This is a genomic window from Ruminobacter amylophilus, from assembly GCF_900115655.1.
Taxonomy (GTDB): Bacteria; Pseudomonadota; Gammaproteobacteria; order Enterobacterales; family Succinivibrionaceae; genus Ruminobacter; species Ruminobacter amylophilus.
The window spans coordinates 89,234-115,938 of the sequence record NZ_FOXF01000001.1 but is presented as its reverse complement, the minus strand read 5'-3'; the positions used below and the strand labels follow the sequence as shown (position 1 = coordinate 115,938).

General features: G+C 45.4%; 20 protein-coding genes and 5 tRNA genes. 12 read left to right on the top strand and 13 right to left on the bottom strand.

All coding sequences use genetic code 11. The features are described from left to right. Positions 1 to 253 precede the first annotated feature (253 nt). The 4 genes from lon to BMY80_RS00440 all read left to right on the top strand — a co-directional run bounded on the left by lon (position 254) and on the right by BMY80_RS00440 (position 6,555). The gene (gene lon, locus BMY80_RS00460) at positions 254 to 2,716 is read left to right on the top strand and encodes an endopeptidase La (protein WP_037319740.1); all 2,463 of its coding nucleotides are present in this window, start codon (positions 254 to 256) and stop codon (positions 2,714 to 2,716) included. A gap of 382 nt (positions 2,717 to 3,098) precedes the next feature. After that, the gene (locus BMY80_RS00455) at positions 3,099 to 3,647 is read left to right on the top strand and encodes a hypothetical protein (RefSeq protein WP_093139889.1); all 549 of its coding nucleotides are present in this window, start codon (positions 3,099 to 3,101) and stop codon (positions 3,645 to 3,647) included. A gap of 989 nt (positions 3,648 to 4,636) precedes the next feature. After that, positions 4,637 to 5,632 carry an Asd/ArgC dimerization domain-containing protein gene (locus BMY80_RS00445; RefSeq protein ID WP_031579569.1) on the top strand — a complete coding sequence of 332 codons (996 nt, stop codon included), beginning with the start codon at positions 4,637 to 4,639 and terminating at the stop codon, positions 5,630 to 5,632. A gap of 8 nt (positions 5,633 to 5,640) precedes the next feature. Next, entirely contained in the window at positions 5,641 to 6,555 is a 915-nt protein-coding gene (locus tag BMY80_RS00440; protein WP_093139884.1) for a L,D-transpeptidase family protein, read from the top strand. A 96-nt stretch (positions 6,556 to 6,651) separates the two neighbouring features. Here the strand turns inward: BMY80_RS00440 and lnt are convergent, their stop codons facing one another. From lnt to BMY80_RS00390, 10 genes are all read right to left on the bottom strand, one after another. After that, positions 6,652 to 8,223 carry an apolipoprotein N-acyltransferase gene (lnt, locus tag BMY80_RS00435; RefSeq protein ID WP_093139881.1) on the bottom strand — a complete coding sequence of 524 codons (1,572 nt, stop codon included), beginning with the start codon at positions 8,221 to 8,223 and terminating at the stop codon, positions 6,652 to 6,654. 172 nt (positions 8,224 to 8,395) lie between these two features. Continuing rightward, positions 8,396 to 9,268, bottom strand: a complete 873-nt coding sequence (locus tag BMY80_RS00430; protein WP_031579566.1) for a CorC family transporter — start codon at positions 9,266 to 9,268, stop codon at positions 8,396 to 8,398. Between the two features lie 238 nt (positions 9,269 to 9,506). After that, complete coding sequence (gene ybeY, locus BMY80_RS00425) at positions 9,507 to 10,175, bottom strand: rRNA maturation RNase YbeY (RefSeq protein WP_093139879.1); 669 nt, start codon at positions 10,173 to 10,175, stop codon at positions 9,507 to 9,509. 18 nt (positions 10,176 to 10,193) lie between these two features. Then, a complete protein-coding gene (locus tag BMY80_RS00420) occupies positions 10,194 to 11,327 on the bottom strand; it encodes a PhoH family protein (protein ID WP_093139876.1) in 1,134 nt (377 codons plus the stop codon). An 8-nt stretch (positions 11,328 to 11,335) separates the two neighbouring features. After that, positions 11,336 to 12,667: a tRNA (N6-isopentenyl adenosine(37)-C2)-methylthiotransferase MiaB gene (gene miaB, locus BMY80_RS00415; protein WP_093139873.1), complete on the bottom strand. Its 1,332-nt coding sequence runs from the start codon at positions 12,665 to 12,667 to the stop codon at positions 11,336 to 11,338. 341 nt (positions 12,668 to 13,008) lie between these two features. Next, positions 13,009 to 13,083 (bottom strand) — tRNA-Gln (locus tag BMY80_RS00410). A gap of 10 nt (positions 13,084 to 13,093) precedes the next feature. After that, positions 13,094 to 13,170: transfer RNA gene (locus BMY80_RS00405), tRNA-Met, on the bottom strand. A gap of 4 nt (positions 13,171 to 13,174) precedes the next feature. Further along, positions 13,175 to 13,249, bottom strand: a tRNA-Gln gene (locus tag BMY80_RS00400). 25 nt (positions 13,250 to 13,274) lie between these two features. Then, positions 13,275 to 13,349 (bottom strand) — tRNA-Gln (locus tag BMY80_RS00395). A gap of 11 nt (positions 13,350 to 13,360) precedes the next feature. Further along, positions 13,361 to 13,437, bottom strand: a tRNA-Met gene (locus BMY80_RS00390). 992 nt (positions 13,438 to 14,429) lie between these two features. Between BMY80_RS00390 and pcnB the strand changes: the two genes are divergently transcribed. The 4 genes from pcnB to panC all read left to right on the top strand — a co-directional run bounded on the left by pcnB (position 14,430) and on the right by panC (position 18,726). Next, positions 14,430 to 16,022, top strand: a complete 1,593-nt coding sequence (gene pcnB / locus BMY80_RS00385; protein ID WP_051621908.1) for a polynucleotide adenylyltransferase PcnB — start codon at positions 14,430 to 14,432, stop codon at positions 16,020 to 16,022. A gap of 227 nt (positions 16,023 to 16,249) precedes the next feature. Further along, positions 16,250 to 16,831, top strand: coding sequence for a 2-amino-4-hydroxy-6-hydroxymethyldihydropteridine diphosphokinase (gene folK, locus BMY80_RS00380; RefSeq protein ID WP_093139868.1), 582 nt, complete (start codon positions 16,250 to 16,252; stop codon positions 16,829 to 16,831). Positions 16,832 to 17,008: 177 nt separating this feature from the next. After that, on the top strand, positions 17,009 to 17,797 hold the full coding sequence (gene panB, locus BMY80_RS00375) for a 3-methyl-2-oxobutanoate hydroxymethyltransferase (RefSeq protein ID WP_031579560.1): 789 nt from the start codon (positions 17,009 to 17,011) through the stop codon (positions 17,795 to 17,797). A gap of 68 nt (positions 17,798 to 17,865) precedes the next feature. Next, complete coding sequence (gene panC / locus BMY80_RS00370) at positions 17,866 to 18,726, top strand: pantoate--beta-alanine ligase (RefSeq protein ID WP_031579559.1); 861 nt, start codon at positions 17,866 to 17,868, stop codon at positions 18,724 to 18,726. A gap of 109 nt (positions 18,727 to 18,835) precedes the next feature. Here the strand turns inward: panC and BMY80_RS00365 are convergent, their stop codons facing one another. After that, positions 18,836 to 19,204, bottom strand: coding sequence for a YegP family protein (locus BMY80_RS00365; RefSeq protein WP_093139865.1), 369 nt, complete (start codon positions 19,202 to 19,204; stop codon positions 18,836 to 18,838). Positions 19,205 to 19,745: 541 nt separating this feature from the next. Here BMY80_RS00365 and panD point away from each other — a divergent pair. The 3 genes from panD to ychF all read left to right on the top strand — a co-directional run bounded on the left by panD (position 19,746) and on the right by ychF (position 21,900). Beyond that, the gene (gene panD / locus BMY80_RS00360) at positions 19,746 to 20,126 is read left to right on the top strand and encodes an aspartate 1-decarboxylase (RefSeq protein WP_031579556.1); all 381 of its coding nucleotides are present in this window, start codon (positions 19,746 to 19,748) and stop codon (positions 20,124 to 20,126) included. Positions 20,127 to 20,196: 70 nt separating this feature from the next. Further along, positions 20,197 to 20,784 carry an aminoacyl-tRNA hydrolase gene (gene pth / locus BMY80_RS00355; protein ID WP_031579555.1) on the top strand — a complete coding sequence of 196 codons (588 nt, stop codon included), beginning with the start codon at positions 20,197 to 20,199 and terminating at the stop codon, positions 20,782 to 20,784. Between the two features lie 18 nt (positions 20,785 to 20,802). After that, complete coding sequence (gene ychF, locus BMY80_RS00350; RefSeq protein WP_031579554.1) at positions 20,803 to 21,900, top strand: redox-regulated ATPase YchF; 1,098 nt, start codon at positions 20,803 to 20,805, stop codon at positions 21,898 to 21,900. 114 nt (positions 21,901 to 22,014) lie between these two features. Here the strand turns inward: ychF and gluQRS are convergent, their stop codons facing one another. Together gluQRS and dksA are read right to left on the bottom strand one after the other, a co-directional pair. Further along, a complete protein-coding gene (gene gluQRS / locus BMY80_RS00345) occupies positions 22,015 to 22,881 on the bottom strand; it encodes a tRNA glutamyl-Q(34) synthetase GluQRS (protein WP_031579052.1) in 867 nt (288 codons plus the stop codon). A gap of 3 nt (positions 22,882 to 22,884) precedes the next feature. Further along, a complete protein-coding gene (gene dksA / locus BMY80_RS00340; RefSeq protein ID WP_031579051.1) occupies positions 22,885 to 23,337 on the bottom strand; it encodes an RNA polymerase-binding protein DksA in 453 nt (150 codons plus the stop codon). 843 nt (positions 23,338 to 24,180) lie between these two features. Here dksA and mrcB point away from each other — a divergent pair. Beyond that, entirely contained in the window at positions 24,181 to 26,484 is a 2,304-nt protein-coding gene (gene mrcB, locus BMY80_RS00330) for a penicillin-binding protein 1B (protein ID WP_093139859.1), read from the top strand. Positions 26,485 to 26,705: the final 221 nt, after the last annotated feature.

Below are 26,705 nucleotides of genomic sequence, written 5' to 3'. Positions count from 1 at the left end.
TATTACCTGAAATCTGAACAATAATAAGTTATATGTTACGTATAAAAAACTCTGTGAAATCTCTCGTTTGAAAGCGGATCTTCCGGTTGACACGTATATTTTTTCATAAATGAGACATCCTTATGATAAAGACGTGCTCCTCATCATTACCGCAGGCAGATACCGGTTACCAAAAAAATTGTGATGTATCTTGAAATTTCATCGAGATGCCCATACGTAATTCCATGGTAGTTATATTTATGGAAAAGTACGTATGTCCAGAAAAAAAGATGATGATATCGATTCTCTCAAAGAGAACGAAACCGAACATGAAGACGAGACCGAAAATTCTGAACAGAATTCAGGAAGTGTCGTTGTTTCCGACAAGGTGAGACCAGCGAAGGTAGCGGTTATTCCGGTTTATGACAGACCTGTCCTGCCGAGTGAGCTGATTCCGGTTCAGCTTGCCAGCAAGTGGGCTGCCACGATCCGTCAGGTCGTTAATTCCGAATCCAAGGTGCTTGCCATCGTGGTAAGACCAGAAAGTGAACTTGAACAGGAATTCAAGGCTGACAGCCTGACCGGCAAAATGGGGTGTCTGGTCAGAATCATGCAGGCACGTATCGGTGAGGATCTGCAGATTGTGATTCAGGGGCTTACCCGTGTCAGACTGGATAACATTCACGTAAAGAACAGTAAGGTGATAGAAGGGGATGCAACATATCCTGAGGATGAGCTTCCGCCGAGAGATGCCAAGGAGGAAATCGAGGTCAAGGCATATGCCATGGCCATTATTTCCACCATGCAGGAGATGATTCCGATTAATCCTCTGTATTATCAGGAACTCAAGCAGTATCTGCTGAGGTTCAATCCGAACGATCCGTCTCTTCTTGCCGACTGTGCCGCAAGTATCACCACGGCAAGCTCAGCCGAACTTCTTGAGGTGCTTGAAACCGTGGATCTTATTCCGCGACTGAAACTGTCTCTGTCTCTGGTTCAGAAGGAACTTGCCAGCACCAAGCTTGAAAAAACCATCAAGAACACCGTTTCCGAAAAGATTAACGCCAAGCAGCGTAATTTCTTCCTGAAGGAACAGTTAAAGGAAATTCAGAAGGAACTAGGGGTTCTGGTTGACGACAAGACATCTGAAATAAACAGACTTACGGACAAGATGGATAATCTCAATCCGCCTAAGGAGATTCTGGATCGCTTCCATGAGGAACTCAACCGCATGAAGCTTCTTGATTCGCAAAGTCCTGAATTTGCAGTAAGCCGTGATTATCTCAACTGGCTTACTGACGTGCCGTGGGGAGTTTACGTAAAGGATAATTTCAATATCAGACACGCAAGAAAGATTCTCGAGGAGGATCATGAAGGTCTGAACGACGTGAAGGAAAGAATTCTGGAATTTCTGGCGGTAGGCAGCTACAAACAGGAATTCAACGGTGCGGTAATGCTTCTTGTAGGACCTCCGGGCGTGGGTAAAACCTCAATCGGCCGTTCAGTCGCCAGAGCACTCAACAGACCGTTTTTCAGATTCAGTCTCGGCGGCATGCGTGATGAAGCGGAAATCAAGGGACACAGACGAACCTACATCGGCGCTCTTCCTGGCAAGCTGGTTCAGGCACTGAAGGAATCAAAGGCCATGAATCCGGTTATTCTGCTGGATGAAATAGACAAGCTGGGAATAAGCACTCAGGGGGATCCCGGCAGTGCACTGCTGGAAACTCTGGATCCGGAACAGAACTGCGGCTTCAGGGATCATTATCTTGACGTGAAGATTGATCTGTCAAAATGCCTGTTCATCTGTACAGCCAATTCCCTGGACACCATTCCTCCGGCTCTGCTTGACCGTATGGATGCCATAACCCTGTCAGGGTATCTTGCCGAGGAGAAGTTCAGAATCGCCAAGAAGCATCTGATACCCAAGGCTCTTGAAAAATCAGGCATCAGAAACAGGGAAATAAGATTCCAGGATACCGCAGTCCGTAAAATCATTGATGAGTACGCCCGTGAATCCGGCGTGCGCAATCTGGAAAAGAGCATTGCCAAAATCATCCGCAAGGGTGTGATAAAACTGGTGGAAAAGGAAAGCGAAAAGATTGTGGTTAAAGCCTCCGACGTTCGCGGCTATCTGGGTGTTCCTCCTTTTGCAAGGGAAAAGACCTTAAGCGGCGTAGGCATTGTTACCGGTCTGGCATGGACCTCTGTGGGAGGAGCCACACTGCCTGTAGAGGCAAGACTGGTGGATCACTATGCCAAGGGCTTCAGTCTTACCGGTAATCTCGGTAATGTCATGAAGGAATCGGCATCGATCGCCTTAAGCTATGTGGCGTCAAATCTCGCCCGTCTGTGCAGTGACGTGCCTGCCAATTATTTCGAAAAGGCCAACATTCACCTGCATGTTCCTGAAGGCGCCACACCTAAGGACGGACCGAGCGCGGGCATCACCATGGCCAGTGCGCTTCTGTCTCTGGTGCTCAACAGGGCTCCGAAGGTAAACTTCGCCATGACCGGAGAGCTTTCTCTTACCGGTAATGTCCTGGCCATCGGAGGTATCAGGGAAAAGGTTATCGCCGCCAAGCGCGTCGGCATCAGCAATCTGATTGTTCCAAACGCCAACAGGGAGGATGTGGCCGAACTTCCTGACTATGTAAGGGAAGGAGTGAACTTCAACTATGTGGACACCTATGATGAAGTTGCCTCAATTCTTTTTGACATAGGGAAGAAAAAGTAACCTTTCTTATTAATCTGACAGCCTTCCGCACGGAAATGCGGAAGGCTTTTTTGTCATCAATAGAACACCCCCTTTTTTAGAATACTATGTTAAATGCGGACACGATCTGAAAATTCAAACTGACTGGCTAAAAAGAGTGGGAATATTTGTAAAAATAACACGGTCGCATTTCTGAATACAAAGTATAAAAAACAGATAGACTAATATTATTGTGTGCTGATGCCATAGTTTCCAAGAAGATAGTAGATAGGTAACGGCAAGGTGTACGCTTCTCATTAGAATCCCTACTCTTTATTTCTGCTAAATTGATAATATTCCTGAAGAACATTATAGGCTTACGGATTTCAGGATAGATGTACAGACAAAAGGAAAAATACGGATAATGGAATTCATTGTAATTGCCAGAAAACTTGAGAACGGTATTGTTCAGTATGGTTACGATGCTTATGGTGACGGTTGCCGAAAAATCGCCTCAGACCTTCTGGAAAAATATAACACACCTGAATCCGTGGAAGAACTGTTTTCTGAAAAAGGTATTACGGAATTGGGAAAGACTGATGCTGAGCCGGAGACTGAGAACTGCCGTCAGAATTTACTGTCTTTCAGCAGTTCGGAAGACGGTGTGCTCGGCTGGTTTGTTGATTCTTTATTTTTCTATGACAGCGATAATGTCTGGTATTTCATTGTGGCTGGACATGACCGTCTTCGCATAAAAATTCCTTTGGAATATGTATTGTTACATCCTGATGCTGTCATATCTGGAAGCGAAGAACGTAAGATTCTCAGCGAAAGACTTATCAGTCATATTTTGGGCGATTATCATTATGCGGATCCTCAGTTTGCTTTGCTCTTGTCTGAAAAGTTTCCGGAAGGTGTTGAATTGATTCGTCGTGAAGTCAGACAGTCTGATAACCCTGCCTTCTCATATTGAAAATTCCAGAAGAATGATTCATGCAGCAAAAGTCAGAATGAATGAAATTAATGAGCATATCAGTCTGGCCCAGCAACGTTTTCAGGATGTGTGTGACAGATATGTCGCCATTGTTCAAAAGAAACTATGATTTTTTTATCTTTGCTCCGGCGTCTGCCTGAAGACCAGACGTCAGAGCAAATCATGATGAAATGAATTTAAAATCGTGGAAGGCACAGAATCCAATTGCGGAGTAAAGTTAACAGATAAGGAATGTTATCAAAAAAAGTTAATGGAGGCTTTGTGTAAGCAAATTCATCAACCGCAAGGTATGTCGGTTTATATCCGGAACGCAGGCGCTCCTCTTTCCGTTTTTTAAGAAATTCATCCATGATTCCCAGATGGATTTTCTTAACTGTTTTCCAATGTATTTTGGCATGCGGAATCTTTTCAGGTATGTCTTCTGTAAAATATTGTCCGCATTCTCTACACTTGTATCCGTGATAGTGAAAAACCAGACTTGGCCGGTGTTTGGGATGATCCGGAAAATCCTTAATTCCAGTGGAGTGTCCGGCATGTGCATATACATTCTTTTTTCTGCAGAAAGGACATGTCACGTCCGACGTCTGGCGGTTGCTTACAAATGATAGAACGTATTTTAAGTTTTTGGAGTCGAGCTGGTTGAATCAAAAGTAAATGGTTGGCAGCCTGAGTTTATCTGTGTATCATACGTCTTAAGGGGCTTAAGGTATCTCTATTTGTTTTTGTGTGGTAACTTAAATAATGGAATACTTTTGCCCCTTCTTCAATATTTACATTCCCAACAATTCCCGTGAAGAACCTGCTTTTTTACGTTTTACGGTGATTGTGATGACGGTATGTTCCTCATTCAGATTACGGAATGGCATTAATTTTTTTAAATTAAATTGTCTCAGTTAGGTCATGTACGGTCTGATTTGTTATAATGCTCACACAATTCTCCTTGTTTGGTTTTTATTTGAGGAAAAACAATGGCTGAAATTAAACTTGCACTGTTAGGCTATGATACTGATGTAGGTAAGGCTCTCATTGAGTCAATGGAAGATGAAGGTATTGAACTTGCTGATTACATTCCTCTGTCATATACGGCGGAAGACTATGATGCCATCAGCTACCGAGGTAAGAATTATCAGATCCGCAGGGTTGATGATTTCGAACCTGAAACCGCAACGGTTCTGCTGATCGCCGGTAACTACAGTGAAGCCGACAGGCTGGTAGCCCAGGCCAGAAAAAACGGTCTGGTGGTTGTCGATGCCGGTGAAGTTAACGTCAATGACGGCAGACTGTTCGTGGACGGTCTGGCAGATGCCGATACCGACTTCGTATATGATGCCGATTACATCGTGCCAATGAGTTCCGAAGCTACCATGCTTTCACTTATTCTCAAGCCTGTTTCCGAAAGAGCTGACATCAGTTCGGTCAGTGCCGTAATGATGGAATCTGTTTCAGGAGTGGGTGACAGCGGTACCGCCGAGCTTGCACGTGAGTCAATTTCCCTGTTCAACATGAGAGATATCGCTCCCCGCATTTTCCCGAGCCAGATGGCCTTCAATGTTCATACAGCCGTAGGTGACATCAATTATGACGATACCACCACTCATGAGAACAACGTGATTGCCGAACTGAAGCAGGTGCTTGGAGAAACCGCGGATGTCATCAATCTGACCTCCATGGTTGTTCCCGTATTCTACGGACACACACTGAGCCTCAACATTTCCTTCAGGGAAGACATCTCTCTGGATGAATTCAAGGAGCTCATCGCGGCTGCTCCGGGAGTTGAAATTGTGGATGATGAGGAAATCACTCCGGTGAAGTTCGGTAAGAAGGAAGATAAGCTTTATATCTCCCGTATCAGAGCTTTAAAGGGGCAGAATTCATCATTTACTCTGGTTGCTGTTATGGATAATTTCTTAAGAGGCGTGGTATTGAACTGCCTGGGAATTATCAGAAAACTCAGTTTAAAATAAGGTTTTTTATGAAACTGTTAAAATCTCTTATCGGTATGGCGGTTGCTGCCGCATGTGTTAATGCACAGGCTGTAACCTACAAGGTTCCTGCGGACGGCAGTCGTCTGGTCGGTGAAGTTCTGGTTACCAGGGTTCCCGGAAACAACACCTCTCTTGAAGCCATTGCGGCACAGTATCAGCAGGGCTTCAGCAATATGCTTGAAGCCAATCCAAAAGTGGATCCTTATTCACCAAAGCCGGGCAGCACCATTATTATTCCTCAGCAGCTTATTCTGCCAGACACCGTGCACGAAGGCATTGTGGTCAACACGGCTGAAATGAGACTGTATTACTATCATGACGGCGTGGTTGACGTGCTTCCGGTAGGTATCGGGCAGCTCGGCAAGGATACTCCTGTTGACTGGATTACCAAGGTTGAACGCAAGAAGGCCGGACCTACCTGGACTCCGACTGCTCAGACCAGAGCCGAATATGCAGCCATGGGTGAACCTCTGCCTGCTGTTGTTCCTGCCGGCAAGGACAATCCTATGGGACTTTACGCTCTTTACGTGGGACGCCTGTATGCCATTCACGGTACCAATGCCGATTTCGGTATCGGTCTGCGTGTAAGCCACGGATGTATCCGTCTGCGTGATCCTGATATTGAATATCTGTTCAACAATGTTCCGGTTAATACCAGAGTTCAGTTCATCAATGAACCGGTAAAGGTAACCGAGGAACCTAACGGCGGTATCTACATTGAAGTTCATCAGCCGCTGTCCACTAATGAATCTGATCTGAATTCAACAGGTTATTCTCCTATTCACGTAAAACCGGCCATCGCCGCTTTTCTGAATAATCATAAGGTAAACAAGAGTCTTCTGGACGAGTATTTCAATACCCGTAACGGTATGCCTCAGCTGCTGAATCCGATTGAATTCTAAAGAAAAAATAAGGGACGGTTACGTCCCTTATTCCCGATAAACGGAAGGCTGCGTATCATTATGATATGCAGCCTTTTTTTACGATGCCCGGAATGCCTAGATCTGCTGAGAAGGTCTGTTTGATATCATGTTTCTGTATCTCAGTCTGGCAATAACGGTGTGCAGCAGTGTCAGTCCGATGTAGAAATATACGAATGACGAACCGAAGCGTGAGAACGGAGTTTCACCGTATGTAGGTCTGAATTCAGCTCTCAGGGTTGCAGTGATATTTGCCGGGATGGTTTTTACGATGTTTCCCTGATGATCAATAACCGCAGTGATACCGTTGTTTGTGGCTCTGAGAACCGGTTTGCCGAATTCCTTTGCTCTGAGTCTTGCAATGTACAGGTGCTGCATCGGCGCGTCGGTATAATTGAACCATCCGTCATTACTTACGGTAACGATGAGATTTGACTTTTCATTCACCTGATCCCTGAGCTCGTTGTTATATACCATTTCATAACAGATGGCGGACGCCACGTTGAGATCCTGCACCATAATGTTTTCCTGAACGTCGCTGCCCCTGGTAAAAGAGCTCATCGGCATGTTGAAAATAGGTCCCATCTGTCTCAGGAGCCATTCAAAAGGCACGAATTCGCCGATAGGAACCAGATGGCGTTTATAGTATCTGTTGCCTTCACCGAAGGTATACTGACGTTCCTTCTTTTTATCAATGACTCCAATACCGAGCATGCTGTTGAAAAACTGCTGTTTGGCCACATCGTAGTACTGAATGCCGGTAATCAGCCCGATATTATTGTATTTGGCTTCATAATCAAGCATGCTCAGTACCTTGAGCTTTTCCATGTTGTTTTCCAGATCCGGAATGGCTGATTCCGGCCATACCATGATTTCGGTATCGAGATTGGAACGCATTTCCTGAATGTAGATTTCCAGTTCTTCCCATACTGAATCCTGATTCCAGTGAACAGAAGTGCTGACGTTTCCCTGTATCAGAGCAGCCTTTACGGGATTGCCCACTCTGGTATATTCAAAGTTCTGCATGCTGAGCCCGAATATAATGAGAACGGTAGGGATGACTGCATGACCTATATATCTGCGTCTGCATGCATAAACGACCCCCATGATTACGATAAGCATAATCAGAGACATGCCCTGAACCCCGATTAGAGGAGCGTAGGCACTGAAGAAGGAATCAATCTGGGTGTAACCGAGAAGATCCCATCCGAAGCCTGTGAACAGCACGCTGTTGATTATTTCAGCAAGGACAATAAGGGAAGGGAAAAGAACCAGATTGCGGACGGTCGGCATGCCGGTGCAGAGTCTGTGGGCCGCATAACCTGCAAGAGTAGGAAACAGGGAGAGGTAGAGACTGAAGAGTATGAGAACTCCAATAGCCAGCGCGTATGACATTTCTCCATAGCCGGTCATGACTGAGGTGAGCCATGATACTGCGCACATGTGCATGACAAAGAAGAATATCAGGGTAGTCAGTGCCGAACGGCGGGGGGTGGTGTTGCCTGCGTAGACAAATCCGAAACTGAAAATCCCCGCAAGACTTAAATACCACATGTCTGCAGGTGCAAAACCCAGAGTGGTGACAAAGCCGGCCAGGGCACTGATAATGCATCCGGTGAGTAACTTGTATTTGCTGTTTATGTGAAACATATTGAAAACGCTAAAAATCTGTATATATCTTTATCATTACTGTATTCCGGTATTATATAGACAGGGGGCGTTTAGTACAAGACGGAAAAAGTCTGCCGGCTGATTCCGTTCTGATAAAAAACAGGATATCACAGCTGTCCGGTGATATCCTGTCATGTAAAGTGGAGGTGCGTCAGATTTCCTCTTCAGGATGAATGGTGAGCTGCAGCAGACTTGTCGAATGTCTTACGGTTGACAGAATCTTGAATTCGAAATTGTCAATGTGCACGGTTTCACCCTTGACCGGGAGATGACCGATGGCATGCATCACCATGCCTCCTATGGTGTCATATTCGTCATCAGTGTAGGAGGTATTGAATTTTCTGTTGAAGTTTTCAATGGAAGTCAGACTGGCGATATGATAGGTGTTGTCGTTCACCTGTACGATTTCATCCTGTTCATCATCGTCGTTGTCGTATTCGTCCTCGATTTCACCGACGATAAGTTCAAGTATGTCCTCGATGGTTACAAGTCCTGATACTCCGCCGTATTCATCAACAACAATGGCCATGTGGTAGCGGCACTGCTGAAATTCCTTGAGCAGGCGGTCAACATGCTTGCTTTCCGGAACCACCACGGCAGGACGGATGATGTCGGTCAGCTTGGCATTCTTATCCTGATTGACAACGAATTTCAGAAGATCCTTTGCCAGAAGAATTCCTTCAATATGATCCTTGTCCTCGTGAATGACCGGGTATCTTGAATGTCCTGATTTGATGATTTCTGAAGCCGCGCGGTCAATTGAATATTCTGCGCTGATGGTTACCATCTGGGATCTCGGAATCATGATGTCCCTTACGCGGAGTTCTGATATTTCAAACACGCCCTTGAGCATGTCTTCGGTATCTTCGTCAATGATTTCTCTTTCGCCGGCATCGGTAATGATTTCTGCCAGATCTTCCTTGTCTGCAGGATCACCCTTGATGATGTGTCCTATACGGTTTATCCAGTTTTCCGGTCTGTGATGATTGTTTTTCGAATGCGGATAGCTATCGTCGCTACTCATATAAATATATTTCGGTTGAACCGCTCCATGTAGTATGAAATATAAAGCTTCCGCCATTATATAACAGCATGGGGGCAGCGTTTAATATTTTTTTCAAAAGTTTTGATTTAAATATTATCTTTTATATCCGTAATTCCCGATATTCTGCGGAAAAGACGGATCTGAGAATACTTTATGCGTAAAAAAACGGCCGATTCAGTCAAGTCGCGCCGGCCGATTTTTTCAGAAAAGGAACAGGTTAGTATTCATCTTCCTGATAAGGATCTGCAAAACCCAGGGAAAGCATGATTTCAGTTTCATGACCTTCCATTTCTTCAGCTTCCTCATCATCTATGTGGTCGAAGCCGAGAAGGTGCAGACATCCGTGTACCACCATATGGGCCCAGTGGGCTTCAAGAGGCTTGTTCTGTTCTCTGGCTTCTCTTTCCACCACGTCTCGGCAGATAACCAGGTCACCGATGTAAAGGCTGTCGAAAGGATTCTGTTCATCCTCGTCGTCCTCTTCGGCGTTTTTCAGTTCTTCAGGATCCACGTCAGTGGTGAATTCCTCTTCCGCGGATTCGTCAGCTTCGGTTTCATCTTCCTGAAGACTCTCGTCAAAGTCTCCGTCTTCCTCATCCTCATCATCGAAGAAGAATACGTCATCATCTTCGGTTGCAGGGAATGACAGTACGTTGGTAGGGCGATCCTTGCCGCGGTATTCAAGATTCAGCTGATGGCTTTCATCAGGTTCAACGATGCGGATGGTGATTTCCGCCTCCGGTCTGAATCCGGTAATGGCTGCAGTCGCATACTTAAGCAGACTGTCAATTGATGGAAGATTGCTGCGATCATCCACCGCATACTGAAGATCTATGGAAATTGGACCTTCGATATATTCTTCGTCTTTATTGGTTTCAGTACTCATAATAACTCCGCTTATGCGTTATCTGTCATTGTCTGCGGTCTGTGAGGCCGTTTCATTTACGGCTTCGGCAGACTGTCCGGCCGGATTCTTTGCGGCCTTTTCGCTTCTGTCAGTCTTTTCCGATTTCTGCATCATGTCGAACTTTTCGTAGGCTCTGACTATTTTAGCCACGATAGGGTGTCTTACAACATCATTTGAGGTGAAAAAGTTGAAGCTGATTTCATCAACTTCGCTTAAAACCTCAATGGCGTGCTTGAGACCGGACTTGACGTTGCGGGGCAGGTCGATCTGGGTGATGTCCCCGGTGATTACCGCTCTGGAATTGAAACCGATACGTGTCAGGAACATCTTCATCTGTTCGATGGTGGTGTTCTGGCTTTCATCAAGAATGATGAAGGAGTCATTGAGTGTACGTCCGCGCATGTATGCGAGAGGGGCAACTTCAATGATCTGATGCTCCATCAGCTTTTCCACCTTTTCAAAACCGAGCATTTCGAAAAGGGCGTCATATAAAGGTCTTAAATACGGATCAACCTTCTGATTCAGATCTCCAGGAAGGAAGCCGAGTTTTTCGCCAGCCTCAACGGCAGGTCTGGTGAGAAGAATACGTCTTACTTCCTGTTTTTCAAGAGCATCAACGGCGGCTGCAACGGCAAGGTAGGTTTTACCGGTACCGGCAGGTCCGATGCCGAAGCTGATGTCATGAGACAGAATATTGGAGATGTATTCAGTCTGGTTGCCTGAACGGGGCTTTACGATACCGCGCTTGGTCTTGATGGTAACAGCCTTCTGGTAGAGTTCGTTTAGCTCTTCTGAGATTGCAGACTGGTTTTCTTCCGAGTCATCATCAAGAACCCTGGCTTCGGAAATGGCAAGATGCACTTCGTCGGGAGTAAGATCATGAACCTTACTGCCTCTTACCGGGGCTGTTTCAATGTACAGCTCATTAATGAGTCTGGTTGCGGCTTTGGCGCGCGGTTCGGTGCCGGTAATGCTGAAATTCTCATTTCTGTAACTTATCTGCACACCGAGACGGCGTTCAATATGCTTTAAATTATCGTCAAGCGGTCCGCACAGACTTGCCAGACGATCTCTGCTGACCGGTTCAAGAATGGTCTTCAGAGTAATCATGTTGTTAGATGATGTTTTCATTTTTCTGATTATTGCTGTTCTTCAATTAACTCACCGCGCAGGGTGTGGGTGAGAACATCCGTTATCTTTACGTAAACAAAACTGCCGATAAGTTCAGGACTGCCCTTGAAGTTTACCGTACGGTTGTTGTCGGTTCTGCCGCTTAATTCCTCGGCATCGCGCACTGATAGACCGTCTACCAGCACTTTCTGTACTGAACCGAGCATTTCGCGGCTGTACTGCTGGGCCTGGTTGTTGATGGCTGCCTGAAGACGGTACAGTCTTTCCTTTTTGGTCATCAGCGGAGTCTTGTCTTCCATTTTGGCGGCAGGAGTGTTAGGTCTTGGAGAATAGATGAAGCTAAAGCTCTGATCGAATTTTACGGTTTCAATCAGATCCATTGTCTGTTCGAAGTCTTCATCGGTTTCTCCCGGAAAACCTACGATAAAATCGGTGCTGATGTAGATATCGGGTCTTACCTGTCTGAGACGGGTAACCACGTCAATGTATCTGTTTCTGTCATACTTGCGGTTCATGGCCTTGAGTATTCTGTCAGAACCGTTCTGAACCGGAAGATGGATGGCATTGGCAATCTGAGGCAGATCTGCAAAGGCCTGAATTATCTCATCGGTGAAATCATGAGGATTGGAGGTGGTGAATCTGATTCGTTCCACACCTTCAATTCCGGCAACGTGGTACAGAAGCTCTGCAAAGGTTACGGTGTTTCCGTCTTCATCTTTGCCGTTGTACGAGTTTACGTTCTGTCCGATGAGATTAATTTCCTTTACGCCCTGAGCTGTAAGGGTTCTGATTTCATCCAGTATCTCCCTGAGATTTCTGCTGAATTCAGCACCTCTGGTGTATGGAACCACGCAGTAGCTGCAGAAGTTTGAACATCCTTCCATGATGGTAACGAAGGCAGTGGCATGACCGCGGGATTTCGGACTGGGCAGAAAATCAAACTTTTCCACTTCAGGGAAGGAAACATCCACCAGTCTTTCTCCGGTGCTTACAACTTTTTCCACCATGTTCGGAACACGGTGAATGGTCTGCGGTCCGAATACGACGCTTACCATCGGAGCACGCTTCAGAACGGCTTCGCCCTCCTGGGAGGCTACACAGCCGCCGACACAGATGACGGCGCCTTCCTTATACTGTTTTTTGTGCTGCCAGCTGAACAGCTGGTTAAACACCTTGTCCTGAGCCTTTTCACGAATGGCGCAGGTAACCAGAATCACCACGTCAGCTTCGGTGATGTCCTCGGTCTGTTCGTAGCCGGTGTTAATCATTAGGTCTATAAGGCGTGATGAATCGTATTCATTCATCTGACAGCCCCAGGTCTGGATAAAAAATTTATTCATGTCAGTTATGGATGGTCCGGAAATCAAAGTATTACTACTAAATTGGTATGGTTAGTCGGAAATATTCGCCGGCTAACATTTTTGAGGGGGTATTTTACCATACTTTATTGTCAAAGCGTTGATATTAATGGCGGGTGTTTAAGACCTCCTCTGTTCACCGTGATTCCGTATCGGGAAGATTAAACGGCAGGATAATGATGATTCACGATTATCGGCTGTCAGAGAACGGTAGAGATTTAAAACGGTAGTGAGAGGCAGTGTAATGCCGATAAAGCTGATGGAATAAACAGTAAAACCGATTAAGGTGAGTCCGTGTCTGTATAAAAGGGATTTTAAGTGAATGGCTGGGGTACAAGGATTCGAACCTTGGGATGGCGGAATCAGAATCCGCTGCCTTACCACTTGGCGATACCCCAACTTAAGAGATGGTAGCTACGACTAGAATCGAACTAGTGACCCCCGCATTATGAGTGCGATGCTCTAACCAACTGAGCTACGTAGCCATTATGGCTGGGGTACAAGGATTCGAACCTTGGGATGGCGGAATCAGAATCCGCTGCCTTACCACTTGGCGATACCCCAACTTAATGCATTTTTAGTTTTGTGGTGGCAGGGGTAGCTGGATTCGAACCAGCGCATACAGGGATCAAAACCCTGGGTCTTACCGCTTGACGATACCCCTATCACTGATTGTGGTGGCTATGACTAGATTCGAACTGGTGACCCCCGCATTATGAGTGCGATGCTCTAACCAACTGAGCTACATAGCCATTTAATCCTTCGCTGTGCCTGTCAGCACCTAACTAAAAAGTGGGTGCATTATGCAAGTTTATTCTCAGTTCGTCAATACTTTTTTGTTAAATTTTTACAAAATAGGTTAGTTTGGTTGTTTTTTGTCTGATTTTAGGTGTTTTTTTTAAATATTGATTATTTTGTGTTCCGTGAAGTCGATACTGACATATTTCTGACTGGATAAATTATGAGCTGAACCTTAATGGCGTACGTCGGAATTCCGGGGCGGCCTGATTAACAAAATTATTTTTTTTATCATGAACAGTCCCGAAAATGCCGACGGTGTCGGATGTTTTGTCAAAAGTATCCGGCAGTGACATGACTGTGACCTGCATGTATAAGGTATGAATAAGGTTACTTTTTGAATAATTGTGATAGAATGAGCGTGTTTTTTGCGAACGGGTATTGTCCGTTCGGACGGAATTTTAGTCAGATGGTGACTGATTGGCTGCAGCCGCAGTAAAACATTCAGCAGGCAGGATAAAAGAAAGTTAACTTTTATACTTTCACGAGAATATAAAAGTTAATGTTCTGACATTATCAAGTTTGCTTATGCGAATCCTACGGCTGTTGTTAAATCCGGCCTTAACAGACTCTTTTTTCCCGTCTTGATGAAAGCTCTGTACCGCTGTGCATGTGTATATGCCTAAAACGTGAGCAGACTTTCATGTTTCGGAAGATGTTCCGGGGCGGTGACGGGAATAACGGCTTTTTCAGAATGGTATCGTCCCCGCGGTTTCGGTGGATGGAATCATCTGTCCTTTGTCTGCTTTTTTATGAGTCTGATATAAATCTGAACAGCAGGTGCCGTAAAAGCCTCGTTTTTTATCTGTGAACAGCCACGTCTGTTATTCACAGACCGCGGTAACCGGCGGTTCAGCTGTCTGTCTCTATTCTTCGTGATTACGTAATCGCGTCACTTAAATTCCGTCTTTTTGTTTTTTTTTTGAATTATTTGCAGGGGTTTATTTTGAGTAAAATCAAAGTCAGTCAGTCTTTAGTTGCTGATGCCTATGATGTTGTTGCCGAATCAAAAAAGAGAAAGGATGTGGCTTTAAGGGATGGTTCATGTCTGTATCAGATTCAGGCTCATTTTATTGACAACAATGCCATTCTTCCTGAAGCCATCAGCGTGGTTTCCCAGCTGAACAGGGCCGGCTTCAAGGCTTATATAGTAGGCGGCGGAGTAAGAGATCTCATTATCGGTGAGGAACCGAAGGATTTTGACGTTACCACCAACGCCACACCGAATCAGATCTGCAAGGTTGTGAAAAACTGTCAGAGAAGAATCATCGGCAGACGTTTCAAGATTGTTCACTGCGTGTTCGGCCAGAGGGATTCCCAGGTCATCATTGAAGTGGCCACCTTCAGATCCAACGAGGAAAATGATTCCGGCAGGGTAAGCGCCGGAGATACCGGTATGCTCACCAGGGACAACAGCTACGGTGACAGCATTGAAGAAGATTCAAAGCGCAGGGATTACAGTATAAACGCCCTGTACTATTCTCCGAAGAGCCACGTGATTTACGATTTCCATGGCGGATACTACGATATTCTCAAGGGAAACATAGATATGATAGGGGATCCGCAGGTTCGCATTCATGAGGATCCCGCGAGAATCATCAGAGCCTACCGTTTTGCCGCCAAGCTCGGATTCAGAATTACCGATCGCACCATGAAGGGGTTTGAGGGAAATTTCTCTCTTATCAGAAATATTAACAGCAGCAGACTGTTTGAAGAAGTGAACAAGTTTTTCCTGTCCGGCTATGGTTACAGGAGTTTTAAGATTCTGATGGAAAGCGGAATCATGAAGCTGTTCCTTACCGAACACGGCGTGGTGTTCAACAGTGATTATTTCAACGGTTTCATCGGTGAATCACTCAAGCGTTCCGACATGCGTCACCGACAGGGTAAACCGAACATGCCGGCATTCCTTTATGCAGTGCTTCTCTGGCCTCTGGTAAACAGCATGCTGAACAAGCTGCGTACCGCACCTGGTTTCGTGCATTCATCCGAACGTTCTCTGATCGATCTGATTGGAGCAAAGGTTATCGCATCACAGATGTCCATTACCAATTTCCCTAACATGGTTCAGGAAATCATTATGGAAATATGGAGACTTCAGGCTGACCTTGACAGTGGTCTTGACGGGGCCGACAATGCGGATCATGTTCTGGCCAACAAGTTCTTCAGAGCCGCCGTGGATTTCATGCGTCTGCGTGCATTCATGGATGACTCTCTGCAGGAGGCCTGTGACAGCTGGCAGGAGGATTATGAGGTTCAGAGCGCACTGGCCGTTCTGCGTCGCAGGAGCAGGGGAAAATCCGGATCCGGCGGCAGGAATGCTGAAGCCGACATTGATCGGGCCATAGAGGAAATGGAAATCAAAAACAGCAGACGAGCCAAGGAAATGGCCAAAGCCGTTGAAAGGGAAAAGGCCCTTAAAAAGGAACAGAAGAAATCCCGCAGAAAATCCAAAGGTGAGAAGGCCAGAACAAGAAGCTCCAAGAAAAAAGCTGAAAAATCAAAAGGAAGAAAACCGTCTGCAATAGACTGGATGTAGAATCCTGAATGTTTAACGATCAGGTACTTTCCTGTTCCAATTGTTGAATAATTTGACTGAGGTTGAGAAAATACAAATCAGTTTTGTTATATGGAACACGTTGTAGAGTATACTGAAACGCACGCGTTCATGACTTCACTCAGGTCATGAACCTTATTAAAAATTTCACTTCGGCCTCATGAGATGCCGGCAGGTGATAACAGCAAAAAACGGGGTATAACGTATACATGAGTGAAGCAGTAAAAGTTTATGTCGGAATGGGATCAAATCTCGGTAATTCCAAGCAGCATATGGTTGATGCTCTGAAAGAGCTGAATGAACTTCCTGATACCAGGGTGACTGCCTGCAGTTCTCTGTACAGTACCAGACCTGTAGGTCCTCAGGATCAGAATTATTTCATAAATGCCGTTGTTGAGCTGGAAACAACCAGAGAGGCGCATGAGCTGCTGCACATGCTGTTTGATATTGAAAACAGGCATCACAGACTCAGACTGCGTCACTGGGGCGAGAGAACCATGGATCTGGATATTCTCTATTACGGAGATCGGAGCTTTAATGATGACGAGCTGAAGGTCCCTCATCCTGAAATTCTGAACAGGGCTTTCGTGGTTATTCCTCTGCTGGAAATTGATCCTGAGTTTACTCATTCCGAAAACAGAAGGCTTAAGGATACCGTACCTGAACTGCCGGAAATTGACATGAAGGCCATCAGACGCCTGTCTCATATGGAAAACAAGAGATACGGCAGGAATCTTCATCCTGAACAGAGAGCCCTGAAGGCCTGGTTCAAATATAGGATGGGACTATAACCTGCTATAATCTTTGACGATTAAAAAGTTTTCTGCGTAATTCTGTGATTTTTTGTGCGGTCAGCTGTGCTATAATTTAGCGTCGTTAACCGGCACGGGTCGGTTATTGTTCAATATTTTCAGAATCGTATATGTTCTGCAGTTGTTTCTAAATGAAAAACTGATACGGAGGCTTTTATGAGTATTACGGTTTCAACCTTGAAGAAGCTCAAGGATGAACACAAGAAATTCGCAACCATCACTGCATATGATGCAACTTTTGCTCGTATATTTGATGAGGCCGGTATCAGTGCGATTCTTATCGGTGATTCACTGGGAATGACCATTCAGGGACGTGACAGTACAGTGGCCGTTACCATTGATGACATGGCCTATCACACCGCCTGCGTAAGACGCGGTGTTACAAATGCCCTTATACTTGCGGACATGCCTTTCATGACCTGCTGTGATACCGCCTCAATGTGCGCCAATGCCGCAAAACTTATGCGTGCCGGTGCCAATGTGGTGAAGATTGAAGGCGGCGCTTTCCTTAAGGACGGCATCCGCACATTAGTCAATAACGGTGTTCCCGTATGCGGTCACCTCGGTCTTACCCCGCAGTCAGTGAATGTCTTCGGCGGATACAAGGTTCAGGGAAGAGGTGATGCGGCGCAGCGTCTGATTGATGACTGTTTTGCCGTGGCTGATGCAGGTGCTTCAATGATTGTACTTGAATGCGTGCCAAAGGATCTTGCAGCCAGAATCACTTCAGAACTCAGCATTCCGGTAATCGGCATCGGTGCCGGTAACCAGACGGACGGTCAGGTTCTGGTAATGCATGACGCTCTTGGATTTACCGTGGGACACACTCCTAAGTTTGCCTTTAACTTCCTTAAGGAAACCGGTAATGTAACCGATGCGGTAAAACTTTATATTTCAATGGTTGAATCAGGTCAGTATCCTGCAGACGAACAGAGTTTTAAATAAGACGGGACATCAGGTCAAAAGCCCCGTAAATTTTTGTTGAACGGAAAATACAAAAAAAGAAGTGCTTTATGAAAGTTGCTAACAGTATTACAGAAATAAGAGATATAGTTGTAGGCTTTAAGAAGGAACTTAAGACCATTGCTCTGGTTCCTACCATGGGTAATCTTCACTGCGGGCATCTCGCTCTTGTTGAAGAAGCCAAAAAAGTTGCTGACAGGGTAGTGGTAAGCGTATTCGTTAACCCTATGCAGTTCGACAGGGCTGAGGATCTGAAAAGCTATCCGCGTACCCTTGAAAACGACCTTGCTCTTCTGGAAAAGGCGGGTGTTGACGCCGTATTCACTCCAACTCCCGAAATCATGTATCCTCAGGGACTTAACTTCCAGTCATATATTGAAGTACCTGATTTATGCAACAGTCTCGAAGGTGCTTTAAGACCAGGTCATTTCAGAGGTGTTGCCACAGTTGTGAGCAAGCTCTTCAATATTGTTCAGCCTGATTTCGCATGTTTCGGTCTCAAGGACTATCAGCAGGTTGCCTTAATCAAGGAAATGGTAAGGGATCTCAATTTCCAGCTGAAGATTGTGGAAGTACCTATCGTTCGTTACGAAGACGGTCTCGCCTATTCATCACGCAACAATCTTCTCAATCAGGCAGAAAGATCCATTGCTCCGCTTCTTAACAAGTCTCTTAAGGCTCTGGCTGAAAAGCTGGTTACCGCCAAAACACTCGATGAAGTTAACAGGCTGGTTGACGAAACCTGCAACCTTCTGGACAACAAGGGATTCAGAACCGATGACATTACAGTTGTTGACGCTCTGACTCTTAATCCGGAAATCGCCGGTTCAAAGAAGGTGGTTATTCTTGCTTCCGCATATCTCGGCAAGGTTCGTCTGATTGACAATCTGGTTGTAGACAGACAGATCTAACGGTTGGATATCGTAACTGAAAAAGCCGGTACCTGTTTTTCAGGTTCCGGCTTTTCTGTTCATAATAAATGATAATCAGTATTGTGAGTTTTGAGATTACTCAGCTTTATTATTCTTTAACGACTTCGGCATCAGGTGCGTTCTTCTGAACACTGGCAATGCCGTTTTCCGCACTCTTAAGGGCTTTGTAGCCTTCACTTACCCCGATGATTTCACCGTTGGTTGCCTTCAGTCTGAAACGGAATTCACCGGCTTTGTCGGCATAGATTTCAAATTTAGGATGCTTCTGAACGGTATAACCTTCAACGGTCTGATTTTCAACGGCGGCCGCAGGAGCGTTCTTCTTTACGCTTTCGATGCCCTTTTTGCAGGCTGCTTCTCCTGAATAAACTTCAGATGTAAGAATAACTTCACCGTTGGTGGCTTTCAAATCAAATTTGACACCTGTTTTGGTTTCCCTGATAACAAACTTGCCCATATTAGTCCTCTTAACATTGAATTAAAAAAGTCTGATCTTTCACTGCAGGTTTTATGCATGTAAACCGGTCTGAAAATAGTTAATAATACAGACATGGTCATTTTGGCTTATATCTCAGTTTATTTTCAAGAATTGGTAATAAAAACTTTTAAGTTTATCATGAGAATTAGAAAATTTTTATATCGGAGTCCCGCTGAAGTTCTTAAAGAGCATGAACCTCCGGCCGGTTTTGACTGTCATATCCGTGAACAGGGGAAAAATGATTTTTTAATTTGTCAAAAAATCAATTTTTAGCTGTTTATAAGTGTCGATTAATATATAATGTGCACAATTTTGGAAAATTCCGTTTTGTTTTCAGGGGACAGATAACCTTAAAACGCTCAGGTTAAGGCGGAAAAACAGGTGTTTTCCATGAATGTGCTTTTTTTATAATCGATAAATATTGAAGTGTGATGTTTTTATTAAATGATTTGATGCTGTATCAGCAGGGAGTCTATTTAGTAAAAATATCATTTTTCCATGCATAAGGTAAGGTAACAAAATGCAAAGGATTTTACTCAGAGGTAAGCTTCATCAGGCCAGGGTTACTCACTCCGTATTAAACTACGAAGGTTCCTGCGGCATTGATTTGGATCTTTTAGATGCTGCCGGCATTGCAGAGCATGAACAGATTGATATCTATGTTGTAGAAAACGGCGCCAGATTTCATACCTATGCAATCGCTGCCGAAAGAGGCTCAAAGGTGATTTCCTTAAACGGCGCTGCAGCCAGAATGGCAGCCGTCGGTGATAAGGTTATTATCTGTGCCTACGGTATTTTTGATGAGAGTGAAGTTAAGGATCACAAGCCAAGTCTCGTATACCTTAACGAAAAGAATGATATCGTTCGTACCAGTAAGGACATTCCGGTACAGTTAGGCTGATAATTCGGCTTTTTCATTTGTTTACAGGCATGATCATTAACTGACTATGCCTGTTTTTTCAGAGGATTCCATGACTATTAGATTGATTGCCGGACTTGGTAATCCGGGCAATGAATATGCGCACAGCAGACACAACATGGGTGTTGACGTGCTGAATATGATTGCCGATAAATACGGTATAAGCATCAGACCTGACAGCAAGTATAACGGTGAAATCGGCCGCGGAATGATTGAAGGTCAGGAAGTAAGACTGGTTTTCCCGACTACCTACATGAATAAAAGCGGGGACTGTATCGGTCCTCTGGCCAATTTCTTCAAAATCAAGCCTGAAGAGATTCTGGTTATTCATGATGAGCTGGATATTCCTCCGGGAGTGGCAAAGTTCAAACTGGGCGGCGGTCCTGGAGGTCACAACGGTCTCAAGAGCATTATCGCCTGTCTGGGAAACTGTCAGAATTTTCACAGATTACGCATTGGTATAGGCAAGCCCGCCACCAGAGCGGAAATGATTAATTTTGTACTGGGCAAACCGCCGAAGGCAGAGGCTGAGCTGATAGAACAGGCTCAGAAGGCTGCTCTGGATTCAATCGGTGTGCTGTTTACCCAGAATATTGCCAAAGCCACCAATCAGCTGAATGGCTTCAAGGCAGTTCGTTAATTTTAGGAGTATATATAAATGGGGTTTAATTGTGGTATTGTAGGTTTACCTAACGTTGGTAAATCAACACTGTTTAATGCATTAACCAAGGCTGGTATTGAAGCTGCAAATTTTCCGTTCTGTACAATTGAACCAAATACCGGTGTAGTTCCTGTACCGGATCCGAGACTCAATGCACTGGCAAAAATCGACAAGCCTTTAAAGATTGTTCCGACAGCAATGGAATTCGTTGATATCGCCGGTCTGGTAAAGGGTGCGTCAAACGGTGAAGGTTTAGGTAACAAGTTCCTTATGAACATCAAGGAAACCGACGCCATTGCTCATGTTGTCCGCTGCTTTGAAGATCCGAACATCATTCACGTAAGCGGTAAGATTAATCCTTCAGAAGATATTGAAGTCATCAATACCGAACTTGCCCTTGCTGACCTTGATACCTGTGAAAAGGCAATTCATCGTCTTGAGAAGAAGGCAAAGGGCGGTGACAAGGATGCCCAGGCTTCCTTAAAGGTTCTCGAAAAATGTCTTCCTGTACTCAATGACTGCAAGAAGCTGCTGACCCTTGACCTTACCGATGAGGAAAAGGCCTTAATCCGTGAATGCAACTTCCTTACCCTGAAGCCTACAATGTACATTGCAAACGTAGCTGAAGACGGCTTTACCAACAACAAGTACCTTGACGAAGTTCAGGCTATCGCAGACAAGGAAGGCGCTGTTGTTGTTCCTGTATGTGCGGCTGTTGAATCAGACCTCGCTTCAATGGAAGACGATGAACGTCAGGAATTCCTTGAAAGCCTCGGCCTTGAAGAACCTGGTCTTAACCGTGTAATCAGAGCAGGCTACAAGCTTCTCAAGCTTCATACCTACTTCACCGCTGGTGAAAAGGAAGTACGTGCATGGACAATTCCTGTAGGTGCTACCGCTCCTAAGGCGGCAGGTAAGATTCACACCGACTTTGAAAAGGGCTTCATCAGAGCCAATACCATCAGCTATGACGACTATATCACCTACAACGGTGAAGCCGGTGCCAAGGAAGCAGGCAAGATGAGAGCTGAAGGTAAGGACTATGTTGTTCAGGACGGTGACGTAATTACCTTCCTCTTCAACGTTAAAAAGTAATTACCGACGCATGCATGTGCCTGTCATGACAGGCACGCCCCCGGAGTTTCGGCATGAAATTCCGGGGCTTTTTTTTGGTGTAATGGAACTGATTACTGACGGTTAGAGGACTGTTCAGACTATTCGGCTGTCCGGAGAGATTTTTTCAAGAGAGAAGGTGCTTACGGCATATTTTAAAATGTCGGCCGGTTTTTCATGCACAAATTCATCAGGAATGTCCTGTCCCAAGAATTTTACGGCCTTTACCAGAAGCTCTGACGCATGTGCCATGTCAATCGGAGCGGCATGATTCTGTTTGGAGTATTTGTGTTCAGGATCTTCCATGGCCAGAGGAAGATGCGCGTATGCAGGCACATTTCCCTTCAGCTCCTTTATGAAGGATATCTGGGCGAAGGTGTCATAGAGCAGATCCGAGCCTCTGACCACTTCCGTTATGCCGGTATCAAGATCATCAAGTATGCAGACAAGATTGTAGGCATAGAGACCGTCACGGCGGCGGAGGACAATGTCGGGAATGTCTGATGTCGGATTTTTTACAGTTCCCCGGATTTCATCACGGTATTCGGAAACATAGGTGGTGTTTTTGAGACGCACGCTGTGGTTCACGGCATCGGGAAGGTTCAGATTTCTGCAGTGACCGTTGTAGACTCCTCCCATTCTGCGGATGTCGGCTCTGGTGCAGTTGCAGTAATAGGTCTGATGATTTTCCGTGAGCCTGTCGAGACATTCCCTGTAAAAATCAAGTCTTTCGGTCTGATACAGTACGGGACCGTCATGTTCAAAGCCCAGGAGTTCAAGATCCCTCAGGATGCTGTCACTGTGTTCCTGTCTGCATCTGGTGGTGTCGATGTCTTCAATACGAAGATGCCAGAAGCCGTTAAGGCTTCTGGCACGAAGATAACTACCGGTGGCGGCAACCAGTGAACCAAAGTGCAGCCTGCCACTCGGTGAAGGAGCAAAACGCCCGTGATAAGGGGACATATATTATTTTGCGCCCTGCTTTTCCTTGATTTCAGCGATGTGCTTGCAGTTGATGCAGAGATCGGCGGTAGGGCGGGCTTCAAGACGCTTAATGCCGATTTCTTCGCCACAGTCGTCGCAGTAACCGTAATCGTCAGAGTCAAGCTTGCGGATAGTCTTTTCAATCTTCTTGATAAGCTTTCTTTCTCTGTCTCTGATTCTTAATTCAAGAGAGAATTCTTCTTCCTGGGCAGCACGGTCGATATCGTCAGGGAAGTTGGTGGTTTCATCGTTCATGTGATCAACGGTGTTTGAAACCTCATTCATCAATTGATCGCGCCAGCTTTCCAGAATCTTGCGGAAATGAGCTTTTTGCTTATCGTTCATATATTCTTCGCCGGGCTGCACTTCATAAGGCTTTAAGCCGGCAATGGCCAGAGGACTCAGCTCAATTAAATCATTCTTGTTGTCGCTCATAGTCTTTCTCCTAAAATGTATATACCTTTGCTCCAGGCACAAGGCAGATGTATCAGTGCTGAATTGTCCGTCTTTTTAATTAACCGTATGGAAAACAGCACGGATATAAATGTACCCAAGTCATACCAACATAAATTCTTTAGAATATACATTACTCGTCGGATATATTCAAAGATTTATGTCAATTTATTTTCCATAAATATGATACAGGCGTTTTTTCAGTCACTTAAAGCAACATAAACGTAATTTTCAAATCCCGTATTATAGGAAAAGCAGGTAACCATTACTTTATTTTTTTTCATTTTGATGCATATCTGAATGTTTTTTTATAAAAAAATAGATCTTTGTCAAATGTTGCATAAACAGATGTTTATTACTTGAACGCAGGTTATGTTTTAGAAAAATTTTTATCTGCCGGATATTGTCATTCTGCATCGTCTTTCGGCAGTGATTCATCATTTATGACGGTTCGAGGACGACCGGAGGCGAGCCTGTTAATTTTGTAAACAAATTTTACATAAATGATATAATGTGACCTGATTTTTTATCCCCGGCGGAGTTCAGTTCCGCCGGGGAGACCTGTAAGGATTTTTCGGGTAATGATTAAGGATTGATTTTTACCCGGTTCAGCACTGCAGTCACGGTGTCCGGACTGCAGATATTCGGAAGGTTCCCGGACGCGTGCGGCGGGATAGGTTTCTGCTGAAGCAAAGCATTTACATGGAAGTATGATTTTACGAAACAGAACTTCTGAAATCTGACAACGGATGGAACGGCCGGGTTTCAGCAGCAATTTCGGAACGGTGCGGATGGCACTTTCCCGAAACAGTGGTGTAAGGAAACATGAGTAAATCATTTATCGGTAAACTGATAGCTCTGGGTTTTAAGCTCGGACTTGTACTTGCTGTAATTTTCGCAATTCTCTGTGCATACTATTATGTCGTGATTTCAAGCAGCAGTCTGGATGCGGAACAGAAATGGAAAACTCCCGCAGTGGTATACAGCAGACCGCTGGAGCTCACTGTGGAGCAGAAGATTACCTTCGATCAGCTTGAACACGAACTTACCCTTTTGAAATACCGCAAGGTGAGCAATCCTGCAAATCCGGGGGAATACGGAACCAGCAGAAACAAGGAGCATATGGTCATTATCAGAAGACCGTTCAATTTCTCCTACGGACCGGAAGAATCCCGTCCCATTCACATAGTTTTCAAAAACAGCAGAATCAGTTCCATTTCCGATGCGGCAACAGGTGAGAACATTGATATCATTCAGCTGGATCCGGTGCTTCTGGAACGTCTTTCCTCAAGCGGAGAGGAAGATCGTCTGCTGATAAGCATCGATGACGTGCCGCAGAAACTCATTGATACTCTTATATACGTGGAAGACAGGGATTTCTACAGTCACCACGGCATCAGCGTCAAGGGGATTCTCAGAGCGATATTCGTGAACATCAGGGCCGGTCGCAAGGTTCAGGGCGGCAGTACCATCTCACAGCAGCTGGTTAAGAATTACTTTTTAAGCAGCAACAAGACTCTTGACCGAAAGGTAAGAGAGCTTTTCATGTCCATTATCGTTGATGCCAGATATGAAAAATCCCAGATTCTGGAAATGTATCTGAATGAAATCTATCTCGGGCATTCCAATAAGGACATCTACGGCTTCGGTCTGGCCTCATACTTCTATTTCGGGATTCCCGTAAGCGAACTGGACTGGCATCAGGTAGCTCTGCTTGTAGGCATGGTTAAAGGTCCTTCCCAGTATGATCCGCGCAGACATCCTGAAGCCGCACTAAAAAGAAGAAATCTGGTGCTCAGCCTGATGAAGCAGGCTGGAAAGCTTACTGACAAACAGTATGAGTACTACGTCGCCAAACCGCTGGGAATTGTTGACAAGGACAAGAATTTTTCCATCATCAAGGTACCCGGATACATCAGTATTCTTAAGGATGAGCTGAAGAAAAAGCTCGGTGATGACTATCTCGACAGCAACGGACTGGTGATTTTTACCAGTCTTGATCCACAGGTGCAGCTTGCCGCCAACACCGCTGTTAAGGAAGAACTTGGCAGACTCAATGCCAAGAGAACCAAAAAGCTTGAAAGTGCGGTAGTGGTTTCCAACTGGAGAACCGGTGACATTCTTGCCGTGGTAGGCAGCAGTGATCCGCAGTTCCAGGGGATGAACCGTGTAACCAAGGCCCGCCGTCAGGTCGGTTCCCTGGTCAAGCCCGCCGCCTATCTGACGGCGTTCAGTAACGGCTGGCATCTCGGCAGTATGGTTCATGATGCTCCGGTAACCGTAAAAATGCGCAACGGTCAGAACTGGAGCCCGAAGAACTTCAGCGGTACCTACAGCGGGTGGATTCCTCTTTATCAGGGCTTCGCCAAGTCGCTTAACGTGCCAATGGTAAGAGTGGGTATGAATGTCGGAGTACAGAAGGTGGTCGATACCATTCACAGGCTAGGAATCGAACAGGAAATAGACGCCGTTCCGAGTACTCTGCTGGGCAGTTTCGCCCTGACTCCGATAGAGGTGAACCAGATGTACGCCACCATTGCGACCGAAGGTGCCTACAGACAGCTGTCGGCGATCAGAGTGGTTCGTCGCGGCAGTGACATCATATACGACCGCGAGAGTCAGGCCGACAAGGTTCAGGTGCTGGATCCCCGCGACGCTTATCTGACCATCTACGGTATGACCAATGTAACCTCATTCGGTACCGCCAGATCCCTGAAAAAGTACAATGCGGTTATAGCAGGGAAGACTGGTACTTCAAATGACGGCATCGATTCATGGTTCAGCGGTTTTGATAATGATGAGCTGGTAACCGTATGGGTAGGTAATGATGACAACACCAAAACCAATCTTACGGGAGCCACAGGTGCTCTTCCGGTTTATGACAGATTCTTAAGCATCAGAGGAGTTCATTCTCTGGTAACTGCCATTCCTGAAGGCATTGCAGACGCGTACTTCAGTCTGGAGGGAGCCGACAGCTACATAATGGATCCTGAAACCTGCACCGACGTTTCCAGATTCGTACTGCTTCCTGTAAGAGAGGATATGATAAACGAAGAGGACGTAAGATACTGCAACACTGAAACGGAAAGCGATGACAGAATGGGGGATTTCATCAGGTCTCTCTTCTAGGCATGATTGATGAGAGTGTGCGGTCAGTCTTAAATTACCTCACAATAAACATTTAAAAAGATGTTTGTTTTCAGAGTGATGTTAAAATCTGAGCAGCCGATTGTGTGTCCGGGACGGTAAAACGGTGCGGCCTCCGACACGGTCCGCAGACAAATGCGGAAATACGGTACAGTATTTTTCGGCAGTCCGTTTTTTTCACAGAGGGCTGCCTGCCATAAAAA

What these genes read in the sequence shown, in the direction of transcription:
- lon (WP_037319740.1), top strand. Translation starts at nt 254, where the DNA reads ATGTCCAGAAAAAAAGATGATGATATCGATTCTCTCAAAGAGAACGAA.
- BMY80_RS00455 (WP_093139889.1), top strand. Translation starts at nt 3,099, where the DNA reads ATGGAATTCATTGTAATTGCCAGAAAACTTGAGAACGGTATTGTTCAG.
- BMY80_RS00445 (WP_031579569.1), top strand. Translation starts at nt 4,637, where the DNA reads ATGGCTGAAATTAAACTTGCACTGTTAGGCTATGATACTGATGTAGGT.
- BMY80_RS00440 (WP_093139884.1), top strand. Translation starts at nt 5,641, where the DNA reads ATGAAACTGTTAAAATCTCTTATCGGTATGGCGGTTGCTGCCGCATGT.
- lnt (WP_093139881.1), bottom strand. Translation starts at nt 8,223, where the DNA reads ATGTTTCACATAAACAGCAAATACAAGTTACTCACCGGATGCATTATC.
- BMY80_RS00430 (WP_031579566.1), bottom strand. Translation starts at nt 9,268, where the DNA reads ATGAGTAGCGACGATAGCTATCCGCATTCGAAAAACAATCATCACAGA.
- ybeY (WP_093139879.1), bottom strand. Translation starts at nt 10,175, where the DNA reads ATGAGTACTGAAACCAATAAAGACGAAGAATATATCGAAGGTCCAATT.
- BMY80_RS00420 (WP_093139876.1), bottom strand. Translation starts at nt 11,327, where the DNA reads ATGAAAACATCATCTAACAACATGATTACTCTGAAGACCATTCTTGAA.
- miaB (WP_093139873.1), bottom strand. Translation starts at nt 12,667, where the DNA reads ATGAATAAATTTTTTATCCAGACCTGGGGCTGTCAGATGAATGAATAC.
- folK (WP_093139868.1), top strand. Translation starts at nt 16,250, where the DNA reads ATGAGTGAAGCAGTAAAAGTTTATGTCGGAATGGGATCAAATCTCGGT.
- panB (WP_031579560.1), top strand. Translation starts at nt 17,009, where the DNA reads ATGAGTATTACGGTTTCAACCTTGAAGAAGCTCAAGGATGAACACAAG.
- panC (WP_031579559.1), top strand. Translation starts at nt 17,866, where the DNA reads ATGAAAGTTGCTAACAGTATTACAGAAATAAGAGATATAGTTGTAGGC.
- BMY80_RS00365 (WP_093139865.1), bottom strand. Translation starts at nt 19,204, where the DNA reads ATGGGCAAGTTTGTTATCAGGGAAACCAAAACAGGTGTCAAATTTGAT.
- panD (WP_031579556.1), top strand. Translation starts at nt 19,746, where the DNA reads ATGCAAAGGATTTTACTCAGAGGTAAGCTTCATCAGGCCAGGGTTACT.
- pth (WP_031579555.1), top strand. Translation starts at nt 20,197, where the DNA reads ATGACTATTAGATTGATTGCCGGACTTGGTAATCCGGGCAATGAATAT.
- ychF (WP_031579554.1), top strand. Translation starts at nt 20,803, where the DNA reads ATGGGGTTTAATTGTGGTATTGTAGGTTTACCTAACGTTGGTAAATCA.
- gluQRS (WP_031579052.1), bottom strand. Translation starts at nt 22,881, where the DNA reads ATGTCCCCTTATCACGGGCGTTTTGCTCCTTCACCGAGTGGCAGGCTG.
- dksA (WP_031579051.1), bottom strand. Translation starts at nt 23,337, where the DNA reads ATGAGCGACAACAAGAATGATTTAATTGAGCTGAGTCCTCTGGCCATT.
- mrcB (WP_093139859.1), top strand. Translation starts at nt 24,181, where the DNA reads ATGAGTAAATCATTTATCGGTAAACTGATAGCTCTGGGTTTTAAGCTC.